The 12,774-nt window shown below is 69.7% G+C and carries 10 protein-coding genes; 6 read left to right on the forward strand and 4 right to left on the reverse strand.

The window, feature by feature from the left end; translation table 11 throughout:
* Positions 1-51: 51 nt before the first annotated feature.
* Positions 52-486, reverse strand: coding sequence for a VOC family protein (locus FFI97_RS14770; RefSeq protein WP_139702735.1), 435 nt, complete (start codon positions 484-486; stop codon positions 52-54).
* 71 nt (positions 487-557) lie between these two features.
* Here FFI97_RS14770 and FFI97_RS14775 point away from each other — a divergent pair, with 71 nt between their 5' ends.
* On the forward strand, positions 558-1,211 hold the full coding sequence (locus tag FFI97_RS14775; RefSeq protein WP_139702736.1) for a dihydrofolate reductase family protein: 654 nt from the start codon (positions 558-560) through the stop codon (positions 1,209-1,211).
* A 9-nt stretch (positions 1,212-1,220) separates the two neighbouring features.
* Here FFI97_RS14775 and FFI97_RS14780 read toward each other — a convergent pair whose 3' ends face one another.
* Positions 1,221-2,135 carry a LysR family transcriptional regulator gene (locus FFI97_RS14780; RefSeq protein ID WP_260685001.1) on the reverse strand — a complete coding sequence of 305 codons (915 nt, stop codon included), beginning with the start codon at positions 2,133-2,135 and terminating at the stop codon, positions 1,221-1,223.
* A 236-nt stretch (positions 2,136-2,371) separates the two neighbouring features.
* On the opposite strand from FFI97_RS14780, the gene FFI97_RS14785 reads away from it, so the two are divergent.
* The gene (locus FFI97_RS14785) at positions 2,372-5,917 is read left to right on the forward strand and encodes an indolepyruvate ferredoxin oxidoreductase family protein (RefSeq protein ID WP_139702737.1); all 3,546 of its coding nucleotides are present in this window, start codon (positions 2,372-2,374) and stop codon (positions 5,915-5,917) included.
* A gap of 25 nt (positions 5,918-5,942) precedes the next feature.
* Here the strand turns inward: FFI97_RS14785 and FFI97_RS14790 are convergent, their stop codons facing one another.
* Positions 5,943-7,412: an HD domain-containing phosphohydrolase gene (locus FFI97_RS14790; RefSeq protein ID WP_139702738.1), complete on the reverse strand. Its 1,470-nt coding sequence runs from the start codon at positions 7,410-7,412 to the stop codon at positions 5,943-5,945.
* Between the two features lie 150 nt (positions 7,413-7,562).
* Here FFI97_RS14790 and FFI97_RS14795 point away from each other — a divergent pair, with 150 nt between their 5' ends.
* Positions 7,563-8,177: a DUF308 domain-containing protein gene (locus tag FFI97_RS14795; RefSeq protein WP_139702739.1), complete on the forward strand. Its 615-nt coding sequence runs from the start codon at positions 7,563-7,565 to the stop codon at positions 8,175-8,177.
* Here FFI97_RS14795 and FFI97_RS14800 read toward each other — a convergent pair.
* Complete coding sequence (locus tag FFI97_RS14800; protein WP_139702740.1) at positions 8,146-9,120, reverse strand: hypothetical protein; 975 nt, start codon at positions 9,118-9,120, stop codon at positions 8,146-8,148. The two genes, FFI97_RS14795 and FFI97_RS14800, sit on opposite strands and share 32 nt — an antisense overlap.
* 184 nt (positions 9,121-9,304) lie before the next feature.
* Here FFI97_RS14800 and FFI97_RS14805 point away from each other — a divergent pair, with 184 nt between their 5' ends.
* From FFI97_RS14805 to FFI97_RS14815, 3 genes are read left to right on the forward strand one after another with little or no spacing between them, the layout of a single operon-like run.
* Positions 9,305-10,546, forward strand: coding sequence for a 3-methyl-2-oxobutanoate dehydrogenase (2-methylpropanoyl-transferring) subunit alpha (locus FFI97_RS14805; RefSeq protein WP_139702741.1), 1,242 nt, complete (start codon positions 9,305-9,307; stop codon positions 10,544-10,546).
* Positions 10,547-10,551: 5 nt separating this feature from the next.
* Entirely contained in the window at positions 10,552-11,565 is a 1,014-nt protein-coding gene (locus FFI97_RS14810; protein WP_139702742.1) for an alpha-ketoacid dehydrogenase subunit beta, read from the forward strand.
* On the forward strand, positions 11,566-12,765 hold the full coding sequence (locus FFI97_RS14815) for a dihydrolipoamide acetyltransferase family protein (RefSeq protein WP_139702743.1): 1,200 nt from the start codon (positions 11,566-11,568) through the stop codon (positions 12,763-12,765). It begins immediately after the preceding gene.
* The last annotated feature ends 9 nt before the right edge of the window (positions 12,766-12,774 follow it).

Genomic DNA, 12,774 nt, shown 5'->3' on the forward strand with positions numbered 1-12,774 from the left:
CACTTGCCCCTGTGGCCCGATTGCCGGGCGGCAGGGGCATTTTTTTGAGCCTCAGCCGAGCTGCTCGGCAAGCCCGACGATGATGCCCTCAGGCCCCCGGATGTAGGCGAGCCGGTACGACCTCTCGTACTGCATCTGGCCGATGAGTTCCGCGCCATGGGCTTGCATCCGCGCAACGACCGCATCGATGCCATCGACGGCAAACATGATGCGGCGAAGACCCAAGGTGTTCACCGGTGCATTCACAGGCCCGAACCTGACCGCATCCGGCGTGTGGAACTTGTCCAGTTCGATTCCCTGCCCATCGGGCGTTCGCAGCATGGCGAGGGTGGCCCGGACATCTCCCAGCCCGATGAGGCTGCCGACAGCAGGCCCTTCCACCGTGGTCTGGCCCTCGAGCGTCAGGCCCAGCGCGACAAAGAACGCCTTCACCGCTTCCAGATCGTCGACAACGATCAGGATGTTGTCCATTCGCTTGAGTGTCATGTCCTTCGGCTCCTCTTTCAACGGTGTTGCAAGGTCTACACTGCGTCTCCGCTTTTGCAGGAGACGACCCCATGCCTCGATTGCTTGTGCGCAGCTTCGGTGTTTCGCTCGACGGCTTCGCGGCCGGCCCGGACCAGAGTCTGGCGCATCCGCTGGGCGTTCGCGGCCCCGAACTCATGGACTGGTTCATGCCTACGCGCGTCTGGCAGCAGATGCTTCAGACAGGCGAGACAAATGGCGAGACCGGCATCGACAACGAGATGGCCGAGCAAGGCTTCGCCGATATGGGGGCCTGGATCCTCGGGCGCAACATGTTCGGGCCGGTGCGCGGTCCCTGGCCCGACGAGAGCTGGAAGGGCTGGTGGGGCGACGAGCCTCCCTACCACGTGCCGGTCTTCGTGCTGACCCACCATGCCCGCGCACCACTGACGATGCAAGGCGGCACCACCTTCCACTTCGTCACCGGCGGCATCCACGACGCGCTGGCGCAGGCACGGGCCGCCGCGGGTGGGCGTGACGTGCGGGTGGGCGGTGGCGTGGCCACCGTGCGCGAATACCTGAAGGCCGGCCTGATCGACGAACTGCACCTGGCCTTGCGGCCGGTGCTGCTGGGCCAGGGGGAAGCGCTGTTCGCAGGCCTGGACCTGCCGGCGCTGGGCTACCGCTGCGAACGGCAGGTGGCGGGCGAGCGCGCCATGCATGTGTTCCTGCGTCGCTCCGAATGAGCCCGCGCCCTACGGCATCCCCCGCGCCAGCAGATGGTCCACCAACCGACGCTGCGGAAAACTCAACGCCTCCTGCCGCGTACACAGGTACATCCGGCGTGAAGCCCACGCATCGGTGAGGTTGATGAAGCGCAGCTTCATCTCCTTGCGGTAGGTCACCGCCGCCCCCTCGGGCAGGATGCCCACGCCCATCCCCGCTTCGATCATCCGGCACACGGCCTCGAAGCTCTTCACGCGCACACGCAGGCGCAGCACCTTGCGTGCGCTCATCGCGGCGTCTTCCATGGTGCGGGAGATGGCCGAGTCGTCTTCGAGCCCCACGAAATCGAAGTCGAGCAGTTCTTCGAACGACACCTCGCGCCCGCGCCACGGATGCTTCTGGCGCACGATGGCCACGAGCCGGTCGGTGCGGTACGGAATGAAGTGCAGCGCCGGGTCAACCGCCTCGCTGGTGATCACGCCCACATCGGCCTGGCGGTCGCGAATCGCCTGCACGATGTAGACGCTGCGGTGCTCTTCCACGCTCACGCGGATCTCGGGGTAGCGCAGCCGAAAGCTGGCCACGTCGTCGGGCAGGAACTGGCCCATCGCCGACGCGTTGGCATGCAGCCGCACGCGGCCGGTGGCGCCCTGCGCGTAGTCGGACAGGTCGGCGCGCATGCGGTCCACGTCGCGCAGGATCTGGCGCGCATGCATCGCCAGCGACTCGCCCGCGCCCGTGGGCGTCACACCCTTCGAGGTGCGGTTGAGCAGCCCCACGCCGAGCTGGCTCTCGAGGATGGCCAGGCGCCGGCTCGCGGCCGACAGCACCATGTGGCTCTCGGCGGCCGCCTTGGACAGGCTGCCGTGCTCAATGGCGCGCAGGAACAGCGCCAGCGAATCCAGGTCGGGTCTCATCGGGTTCTCGGTCGATCGGGCGGACATTGTCGGGCCTGTGCGGTTGCGGCCGCGTGGCCGAAGGCCTTTCGGCGAATCGACGGCGGCGGCGATGGTTCTTCCGGAATGCGGGTTTCCCCGTCGAAACGAAGAAGCACTTTCGGTCCGAGGTGCGAAAGAATCGTCGCTGTCTCGGCGGCAACCCCGGCGAGGCGTTTCGCGGGCCGGCCCTCTACCGGGGCCACGCCCGCATTCCACGAGTCCTACCCGGAGTCTTCTCTCTCATGGCAACCCACGAACTCGCCAGCGTTGCGCTGGACGACAAATACACGGCCACCGAAGGCCGGATCTACCTGAGCGGTATCCAGGCGCTGGTGCGCCTCATGCTCGTGCAGAAATGGCGCGACCAGCAGGCCGGCCTGAACACCGCGGGCTTTGTCTCGGGCTACCGCGGCTCGCCGCTCGGCGGCCTGGACGAAGCGCTGTGGAAAGCCCAGCCGCAGCTCGAAGCCAACGCCGTCAAGTTCCTGCCCGGCGTGAACGAAGAGCTGGCCGCCACCGCCGTGTGGGGCACGCAGCAGGTGCACCTGACCGGCGAGAGCGCGGTCGATGGCGTGTTCGCCATGTGGTACGGCAAGGCGCCCGGCGTGGACCGCTGCGGCGACGTGTTCAAGCACATGAGCCACGCGGGCACATCGCCCAAGGGCGGCATCCTGCTGGTGGCGGGCGACGATCACGGCGCGTCGTCATCCACCCTGCCCAATCAGAGCGATCACCTGTTCGCCGCCTCGATGATCCCGATGCTCTATCCGCAGAGCGTGGAGGAATACATCGAGCTGGGCCTGCACGGCTTTGCGATGTCGCGCTTTGCCGGCCTGCCGGTCGGCTTCAAGGCGCTGGCCGACACGGTGGAGTCGTCCGGCTCCATTGCCGCGGGCGCGCTCGACGTGCACACGCGCCTGCCGAAGGACTTCGTGTTCCCGCCCGGCGGCGTGCATGCGCGTCTGTCGACCGACACGCTCGGCGTGCAGGCGCGCAAGCAGGAAGCGCTGATGCAGGACTACAAGATCTACGCCGCCATTGCCTACGCGCGCGAGAACCGCCTGAACCGCGTGACCATCGATTCGCCGCAGGCGCGGCTGGGCATCGTGGCCTCGGGCAAGTCGTACCGCGACGTGCTCGAAGCGCTCGAAGAACTCGGCATCGACGCCGACGAGGCCGCGCGCATCGGCATCCGGCTGTTCAAGGTGTCGATGCCCTGGCCGCTGGAGCCCGACTCGATCCGCGAGTTTGCCGACGGGCTCGAAGAGATCCTGGTGGTCGAGGAGAAGCGCCAGATCGTCGAGTACCAGCTCAAGGAGCACCTGTACAACTGGCGCGAGAACGTGCGCCCGCGCGTCATCGGCAAATTCGACGAGCAGGGCGAATGGGGCGCGCACCCGCGCGGCCAGTGGCTTCTGCCGGCCACGGCCGACTTCTCGGTGGCGCAGATCGCGCGCGTCATCGCCGGGCGCGTGGCGCGCTTTCACACCAGCGACCGCATCCGCATGCGGCTGGCGATCCTCGACGCGAAAGACGTGGTGCTCGGCAAGGCCGTGGCCACGCCCTCGCGCCCGGCCTGGTACTGCGCGGGCTGCCCGCACAACACCTCGACCAAGGTGCCCGAAGGCAGCCTCGCGCTCGCGGGCATCGGCTGCCACGTGATGGCCACGGCCATCTACCCCGAGCACAACCGCACCACCACGCACATGGGCGGCGAAGGCGCGCCGTGGCTGGGGCAGGCGTGGTTCTCCAAGCGCAAGCACGTGTTCGCGAACCTGGGCGACGGCACCTACTACCACTCGGGTTCGCTGGCGATTCGCGCGGCCGTGGCGGCGGGCGTGAACATCACCTACAAGATCCTCTACAACGACGCGGTCGCGATGACGGGCGGCCAGCCGGTCGACGGGCCGATCACCGTGCCGCGCATCGCGCACCAGGTGGCGGCCGAAGGTGTGAAGCGCATCGCGCTGGTGGCCGAGGACCCGACGCGCTGGGCCGACCGCAGCCTGCTGCCGCCCGACCGCGACGGCCTCTTTGCGCTGAGCGTGCACCACCGCGACGACATGGACGCGGTGCAGCGCGAGCTGCGCGGCTTCGAGGGCGTGTCGGTGCTGATCTACGACCAGGTGTGCGCGGCCGAGAAGCGCCGCCGCCGCAAGAAGGGCGAGTTCCCGCCCGCCGCGCGGCGCGTGTTCATCAACGACGCGGTGTGCGAAGGCTGCGGCGACTGTGGCGAGCAGTCGAACTGCACCGCCCTGCTGCCCAAGCCAACCGACCTCGGCCTGAAGCGCAGCGTGGACCAGAGCGCGTGCAACGCCGACGAGTCGTGCATCAAGGGCTTCTGCCCGAGCTTCGTGACGGTCGAGGGCGTGAAGCCGCGCAAGCACGCACCCGTGGCCGTGAAGGCCGCCGAGGAACCCGCCCTGCCCGCACCGGTGCCGCTCGCGCTCGAAGGCATGCACAACATCCTCATCACCGGCATCGGCGGCACGGGCGTGATCACCATCGGCGCGCTGATCGGCATGGCGGCGCACCTCGAGGGCAAGGGCGTGAGCGTGCTCGACATGACGGGCATGTCGCAGAAGAACGGCTCGGTCACGTCGCACGTGCGCATCGCGCGCGACGCGGCGCAGCTGAAGGCGCAGCGCATTCCCACCGGCGAGGCCGACCTGATCCTGGGCTGCGACATGCTCACGGCCGGCGCGCCCGACGCCATCGCGCGCATGCGGCCGGGCCGCACCTACGCGCTGGTCAACACCTTCGAACAGCCGACCGGGCACTTCGCGCAGCAGCCCGACTGGCAGTTCCCCGCCGCGCAGGTGCGTGCGCTCATCGAGGAATCGGTCGAAGGCCGCGCCGACTTCATCGACGCCACGCAGCTGGCCACGCGCCTCATGGGCGACGCCATCGCGGCCAACCTGTTCCTGCTGGGCTTCGCGTTCCAGAAGGGGTTCGTGCCGCTGTCGGCCGAAGCGCTCGACAAAGCCATCGAGATCAACGGCGTGGCCGTGAAGGCCAACCAGGCGGCGTTCCGCTGGGGCCGCAAGGCAGCGCTCGACCTCGCGGCCGTCACGCGCCAGGCCGCGCCGGCGCAGGTGGTGTCGCTGCAGAAACCCCAGAGCTTCGAAGCGCTGGTGGCCGACCGCACCGCGTTCCTCACGGCGTACCAGAACGCGGCCTACGCGCGCAGCTACGCGGACCTCGTCGAACGCGTGCGCGAGGCCGAACAGCGCACGCGCGGCAGCACGGTGCTGGCCAAGGCCGTGGCCTCGGGCCTGTTCAAGCTCATGGCCTACAAGGACGAGTACGAGGTGGCGCGGCTGTATGCCGACCCGCGCTTCATGGAGAAGCTCGGCGAGCAGTTCGAAGGCAAGCCGGTGCTGCGCTTTCACCTGGCACCGCCGATGCTGGGCCGTCGCGATGCCGAAGGCCGCGCGGTCAAGACCAGCTTCGGCCCGTGGATGCTCGGCGCCTTCCGCGTGCTCGCGAAGCTGCGCGGCCTGCGCGGCACGGCGCTCGATCCGTTCGGCCGGACCGCCGAGCGCCGCATGGAGCGCCAGCTGGTTGCCGACTACCGCGCGATGGTCGAAGACCTGCTCGCGCGCTTCGAGCGCATCGACTTCGACACCGCCCTGTCGCTGGCGCGCCTGCCCGAGCAGATCCGCGGCTTCGGGCATGTGAAGGAAGAAAGCATCGTGTCGGCGCGCGTGCGGTGGGAGATGCTGCACGGGCAGCTCGACAGCGCGGTGCCTGCGCGGGTGGTTCGGCCGGAGCCTGTGGCCGCTTAGTCGATGGAGCGGCCGGCGCGGCCCGCTACAGCAAGCCTCTGGCAGAGGCCTTCAGCGTGGCGGCCGCGCGGGTCGAGCAACCGAGCTTGCGGAACACGCGTTCGACGTGCGTGCGCACCGTGCTCGCACTGATGCCCAGCGCACGCGCGACCTGCTTCGTGTTGTCGCCCTGGCTGATGCAGCGCAGGACGTCCAGCTCGCGCTGGGACAGCGACGCGTCGTCCTGCGCGGGCACCACGGGCTTCGCAGGCGTGCCCGAGAGCGCGCAGGCGAGCAGTGCACTGATGACCTCTGCATCGAAGCGGCCGGCCTCGGCGTCCGCCTGCATGCGATCGCGCGCCTGGGCATCGGTCAGTTCGGGTCGCCACGGGCGGCGGGTGCGGTGCGACACCCACTGCTCGGCCGCCGCGACGACCTGCCCTTCGAGCGGCATCGACGCGCCGGAGCGGCCACGAAAGTAGCCGGAGCCATCGCGCCGCTCGAAGGCGAACGAGGCGATCTCTGCTTCTGCCGCAAGGCCGTCGATCTGCCCCGCCGCGCGGGACGTCCAGTACGGCACGAGCCGCAGGCGCTCTATCGACGCGGCCGGCAGCGGCTCGGGCGCATTCCAGATGGCGTTGGGCACCGCGGCCCGCCCGATGCCGTGGATCAGGCCGGCCCGGTGGATGCGATGGCACATCGCTTCGCTCAGGCCCAACTGGGCGCCGCAATCGCGCGCCAGGCGGGCCACGCGCCGCGAGTAGCCCGTCATCCACGGCAGCTTGAGATCGCTCACGTCGCCGACGAGTTCCAGCCCGACGCGCCGGCGCATCGACACCGGCGGATCGGCAGCATCGGTCCACGGCGCGGGCGACGCATCCAGCCGCGTCATCCATGCTGCAGCGTGCGGTGCGCAGGCGTCGACCAGGAAGCCGGGGTAAAGGCTGTCGGCGCGCCCCCGCGCGAGCGTGAGGGCTTCGTCGAGCCCGTAGAGGCGGCTGAAGATTTCCAGATCGCTCGCCAGGGACACGACGTAGGTCGCCAGTGGCACGTCCTCGCCCTGCAGCAGGCCCGGGACGCCGCTGCCGTCGAAGGCCTCGAAGACGGCGCGCAGTGCGGCTTCGGCCTCGGGCCCCAGGCCGAGCATGTTCGCGATGTCGCCGGCAATCTCGCAATGGATCTGGGCCATCGCCACGACGGCCCCGGGGATGGACGCCTGGTGGGGCTGGCGCAGGCGCGGTTGCGCGGAGGCCAGAAGGGCTCGCCGACCCAGCACGTCGTCTTCCAGGAAGTCCGCGAACTCCTGCGCGTTCGCCGTGCAGCCCGACCAGCGCAGCAGCGCCACGTGTTGCGCGACCTCGACCTGCGCCGCGTGGCAGCCGGCCTGTGTCGCGATCATGCCGGCCAGCCAGGCAGTGCGCAGCGAATGGTCGATGGGCTGGCCCATGCTCAGGTCGCCGATGAAGGCGAGCGCGCGGGCCGCGTCGAAAGCGGTGAGGGTGGTGTCTTCGGGCATGGGATCGCGGGGGCGAGCGCACAGCATCGCACAGCCGCCGGTTCGGCGCGTGTCGGTCATTCGACCGATACCGTGGTCCGGGGGAACGCAGAAGAATCGTTGCACCCGCCTCGTGCGAGGCGCCCCCCCTCCTCCTACCCACCCCCTTCCATGCCCGACATCATCCAACCCCCTCTGCAGCCGGCCGCCTGGCTGCGCAAGCTCTACTTCACCCGCGCGGCCTTTTCCTTCGTGTGGGTCGCGCTGGCCTTCAGCGTCGCCAGGCAGTCGCCGGTGCTGACGACGATCCTGCTGGTCGTCTATCCGGCGTGGGACGCGCTGGCGAACCTAGTGGACGCCCGGATGACGGGCGGCCCCCGGGCCAACCCCAGCCAGATGCTGAACACCTGGATCAGCGCGCTGGTCACCGTGGCCGTTGCGGCCTCGCTGGTGCTCGGGCTCCAGATCGGCCTGGCCATCTTCGGCGTCTGGGCCATCGTGTCGGGCCTTCTGCAGCTGGCGACGGCCGTTCGCCGCCGAAAGAGCCATCGGGGGCAGTGGGTGATGATGCTGAGCGGCGCGCAGTCTGCGCTGGCCGGCGGCCTCTTCGTCGCACGGCAAGGCACCGATGCCCCGGTCCTGCAGACACTCGCAGGCCATGCGACGGTGGGCGCCGTGTACTTCCTGATCTCCGGCCTCGTGATCCTGCTTCGCAAGCCGCAGGAGCGGCCCGTGAACCCGCTCGCCGCCACGCCTACAGCATCTTCCACTTCTTGCGGTCGATGACGCGGCGGCGCGTGTCCATGTTCAGCTGCGACAGCTCGATGTTCACCTGGTCCTTCGTGATGTCGACCAGCCCCCAGTTGCATTGCAGCGCGCCGACGGTGACGGCCGTGCGCAGCGCGGCGCCGGAGGACGTGGCTTCGAACAGGCTCCAGGGGTCTGCCGGCCACGGCACGGCGAAGCGGTTCTCGTGCACGTCGCCGCTGAGGATGAGGATGCGGCGCTTCTCCGCGAGCTTGAGGATCGCGGCGTGCTCGGCCGCGCAGTCCATCCAGGTCTCGCCGTGGCGGGCTTCGAAGGTGAGGCCGCTGGCGATCAGGTGCACGGTCCTCTCGTCCGAGTCTTCGATGGCCTTCTTCAGCTTGTTCATCTGCTTCTTGCCGAGCACGGCGTCCTCGCCGCCCTTGGTCTTGTAGCTGCGGCCGTCGGTGAGGTGCAGCATCACCGGGCCATCCGCGTCGCCGACATTGCTCAGCATGAGGGGCCGGTAGCCGGGTTCGGGAACGCCCGAGGCCCAGGGATCGCCGGCCTTGGGAAAAGTCTTCGGATCGTGTGAATCCAGCGCCTTGCGATATTCCTGGAACGCCGCGCGGGTCGGGTCCAGCAGGTGCCGGTAGGAAGGCTGTCCCTCGATCTGCGCACCGCAGGCGCCATTCCACAGGAAGTCGTGGTCGTCCCAGATCGGATGGATCTGCAGGTCGGTCTTGCGCACGAGCTTGGCGAACTCCTTCTGGTTCAGCTGGTCGCGCAGCCGGCCGAAGGCGTGGATCGCGAAGTCGTTCGCGCCCATGGCCTTGATGGCGCCCATGCTGGAGCCGTCCGCGTCGTAGTAGGCCGAGTCGCCCAGCAGCACCAGGTGCGTGGCGCCGGACGCGCCCACCTGGGTCCAGACCGGTTGTTCCTTGAAGGTCTGGGCGCTGAAGCAGGAAGTAAAGGCGATCTTCATCGGGAGGCTCCTCGTTGTGGGTGCGCGGATGCTAGGAGCCGCCTCGAAACGTCGCCTCCCCCATCCATGGGAGGCCCATGCGTCTCGGGAGACAAACGAATTACGCGATTGACCGGCTGCGCCCGCGCCCGAAATTCGCTAGGCTGTGGTGGCGCGCGATGCCATCGAGCGCGGAGACAACGCGATGAGCCAAGGCACATCTCTTCGTCTGCATGTACCGGAGCCCACCGGGCGGCCGGGGCACGAGACCGATTTCTCCTACCTGCACCTGTCGCGTGCCGGCGAGGTGCGAAAACCCCCGGTCGACGCATCGCCGGCCGACACCAGCGACCTGGCCTACACGCTGGTGCGCGTGCTCGACGACGACGGCCGCGCCGTCGGCCCGTGGGCGCCGCCGGCCGACCCCGATCTGCTGCGCCGCGGCCTGCGCGCGATGATGAAGACACGCGCCTTCGACGCCCGCATGCTGATCGCGCAGCGGCAGAAGAAGATCTCCTTCTACATGCAGTGCCTGGGCGAAGAGGCCATCGCCACCGGCCACGCGCTGGTGCTGCAGCAGGGCGACATGTGCTTTCCCACCTACCGCCAGCAGGGCCTGCTGCTGGCGCGCGACGACGTGACGCTGCTGGAGCTGACCTGCGAGCTGATGTCCAACGAGCGCGACCCGCTCAAGGGGCGGCAGCTGCCGGTGTGCTATTCGATGAAGCGGGCCGGCTTCTTCTCGATCTCGGGCAACCTGGCCACGCAGTTCATCCAGGCGGTGGGCTGGGGCATGGCCTCGGCGATCAAGGGCGACACGCGCATCGCCTCGGGCTGGATCGGCGACGGCGCCACCGCCGAGTCCGACTTCCACACGGCGCTGACCTTCGCGCATGTCTACCGCGCGCCGGTGATCCTCAACGTGGTCAACAACCAGTGGGCGATCTCCACCTTCCAGGCCATCGCCGGCGGCGAGGCCACCACCTTCGCGGCACGCGGCGTGGGCTGCGGCATCGCCTCGCTGCGCGTCGACGGCAACGACTTCCTCGCGGTGCTGGCGGCCTCGCGCTGGGCGGCCGAGCGCGCCCGCAGCAACCTGGGGCCGACGCTGATCGAGTGGGTCACCTACCGCGCCGGCGCGCATTCGACCTCGGACGACCCGTCGCGCTACCGCCCGGCCGACGACTGGGCGCATTTCCCGCTGGGCGATCCGATCGCGCGCCTGGCGCAGCACCTGACGGCGATCGGCGCCTGGTCGCAGCAGGAGCACGCGCAGACGCAGGCCGACATGCAGGCGCAGGTGAACACCGCGGTGAAGGAGGCCGAGCGCTTCGGCTCCATGGCCGACGGCCACGTCGCCGGCGACGCCGCCCTGTTCGAGGACGTCTACAAGGACATGCCCGAACACCTGAAGCGCCAGCGCGAACAGCTGGCGTCCGAGGGGTGACGGCCATGGCCTCGATGACGATGATCCAGGCCCTGCGCTCTGCCATGGACGTGATGCTCGAGCGCGACGACAACGTGATCGTCTACGGCCAGGACGTGGGCTACTTCGGCGGCGTGTTCCGCTGCACCGAAGGCCTGCAGGCCAAGTACGGCCGCTCGCGCGTGTTCGATGCGCCGATCAACGAGGGCGGCATCGTCGGCTCGGCCATCGGCATGGGCGCCTACGGCCTGCGCCCGGTGGTGGAGGTGCAGTTCGCCGACTACGTCTATCCGGCCTACGACCAGATCGTGTCCGAGGCGGCGCGCCTGCGCTACCGCTCGGCGGGCGACTTCACCGCGCCGATCACCATCCGCATGCCCTGTGGCGGCGGCATCTACGGCGGCCAGACGCACAGCCAGAGCCCGGAGGCGCTGTTCACGCACGTGTGCGGGCTGCGCACGGTGATGCCCTCCAACCCGCGCGATGCCAAGGGCCTCCTGATCGCCTCGATCGAGAACGACGACCCGGTCATCTTCCTGGAGCCCAAGCGGCTGTACAACGGCCCCTTCGACGGCCACCACGACCGGCCGCTGGTGCCCTGGTCGGCCCATCCGCTGGGCGAGGTGCCCGAGGGCTACTACACGGTGCCGCTGGAGTCGGCCACGGTGTTCCGCCCCGGCACCGACCTGACGGTGATCAGCTACGGCACCATGGTCTTCGTCTGCGAAGCGGCCGCGCGCGAGACCGGCATCGACGCCGAGATCATCGACCTGCGCAGCCTGTGGCCGCTGGACCTGCAGACGCTGGTCGCCTCGGTGAAGAAGACCGGCCGCTGCGTGATCGTGCACGAGGCCACGCGCACCAGCGGCTTCGGCGCCGAGCTGACGGCGCTGGTGCAGGAGCATTGCTTCCACCACCTGGAAGCGCCGATCGGGCGCGTGGCCGGCTGGGACACGCCCTACCCGCATGCGCAGGAGTGGGCCTACTTCCCGGGCCCGGCGCGCGTCGGCGCGGCCTTGCGCCGCGCCATGGAGAACTGAATGGGCACGCTCACGATCAAGGTGCCGGACCTGGGCGAAGGCATTGCCGAGGTGGAGCTGGTGGCGTGGCGCGTGCAGCCCGGCGACACGGTGGCTGAAGACCAGGTGCTGGCCGACGTGATGACCGACAAGGCCACCGTTGAGATTCCCTCGCCGGTCGCGGGCAAGGTGGTCGCGCTCGGCGGCGAGGTGGGGCAGCAGATCGCGGTGGGCGCGGAGCTGATCCGGATCGACGTGGCCGGCGGCGGTGAGGCACGGGAGGAGGCGCCGGTTGTATCGGCGGCGGCGCCTGCACCGGCACCAGTCGAACGCGCACGCCCCTCAGGCGGCAAGCCGCTCGCCGCGCCCGCGGTGCGCCATCGGGCGGCGGTCCTCGGCATCGATCTGCAGCAGGTGCCGGGCAGCAGCGCGGACGGCCGCATCCTGCACGAGGACCTCGACGCCTGGCTGCTGCGCCGGCCCGGTCCGCCGGCGCCGGATGCCGCGCACTACGCCGAGCGCCACGACGAGGAGGCCGTGCCCGTGACCGGCGTGCGCCGCCGCATCGCGCAGCGCATGCAGGACGCGATGCGCCGCATCCCGCACTTCACCTACGTCGAGGAGGTCGACGTGACCGAGCTGGAGCTGCTGCGCGCCCGCATCAACGAACGCTGGGGCGGCGAGCGGGCGCACCTGACGCTGCTGCCGCTGCTGGTGCGCGCGGTGGTGCTGGCGGTGCCGCGCTTTCCGCAGATCAACGCCCGCTTCGACGACGAGGCGGGCGTGCTCACGCGTCACGGCGCGGTGCACGTCGGCATCGCGACCCAGACGGCGGCCGGCCTCATGGTGCCGGTGCTGCGCCATGCGGAGGCACGCGACCTCTGGTCGAGCGCGACCGAGATCGCCCGGCTGGCCGACGCCGCGCGCGCGGGCCGGGCCACGCGCGACGAGCTGAGCGGCTCGACCCTCACCGTCACCAGCCTGGGCGCGCTGGGCGGCATCGCCTCCACGCCGATCATCAACGCGCCCGAGGTGGCGATCGTCGGCGTCAACCGCATCGTGCAGCGCCCGGTGATGCTGGGCGGCGCGGTGGTCGCGCGCCGCATGATGAACCTGTCCTCCTCCTTCGACCACCGCGTGGTCGACGGCCAGCTGGCGGCCGAATTCGTGCAGGCCGTGCGGGCGTCGCTCGAGTGTCCGGCGCTGCTTTTCATCGAGTAGCTGTCGGCC

It is taken from the genome of Variovorax sp. KBS0712 (genome assembly GCF_006323185.2).
GTDB classification, from domain to species: domain Bacteria; phylum Pseudomonadota; class Gammaproteobacteria; order Burkholderiales; family Burkholderiaceae_C; genus Variovorax; species Variovorax boronicumulans.

Excerpts from the sequence above, each read along its gene's own strand:
- FFI97_RS14780 (WP_260685001.1), bottom strand. The coding sequence starts at position 2,135 with ATGTCCGCCCGATCGACCGAGAACCCGATGAGACCCGACCTGGATTCG.
- FFI97_RS14795 (WP_139702739.1), top strand. The coding sequence starts at position 7,563 with ATGCCCGACATCATCCAACCCCCTCTGCAGCCGGCCGCCTGGCTGCGC.
- FFI97_RS14775 (WP_139702736.1), top strand. The coding sequence starts at position 558 with ATGCCTCGATTGCTTGTGCGCAGCTTCGGTGTTTCGCTCGACGGCTTC.
- FFI97_RS14785 (WP_139702737.1), top strand. The coding sequence starts at position 2,372 with ATGGCAACCCACGAACTCGCCAGCGTTGCGCTGGACGACAAATACACG.
- FFI97_RS14815 (WP_139702743.1), top strand. The coding sequence starts at position 11,566 with ATGGGCACGCTCACGATCAAGGTGCCGGACCTGGGCGAAGGCATTGCC.
- FFI97_RS14790 (WP_139702738.1), bottom strand. The coding sequence starts at position 7,412 with ATGCCCGAAGACACCACCCTCACCGCTTTCGACGCGGCCCGCGCGCTC.
- FFI97_RS14810 (WP_139702742.1), top strand. The coding sequence starts at position 10,552 with ATGGCCTCGATGACGATGATCCAGGCCCTGCGCTCTGCCATGGACGTG.
- FFI97_RS14770 (WP_139702735.1), bottom strand. The coding sequence starts at position 486 with ATGACACTCAAGCGAATGGACAACATCCTGATCGTTGTCGACGATCTG.
- FFI97_RS14805 (WP_139702741.1), top strand. The coding sequence starts at position 9,305 with ATGAGCCAAGGCACATCTCTTCGTCTGCATGTACCGGAGCCCACCGGG.
- FFI97_RS14800 (WP_139702740.1), bottom strand. The coding sequence starts at position 9,120 with ATGAAGATCGCCTTTACTTCCTGCTTCAGCGCCCAGACCTTCAAGGAA.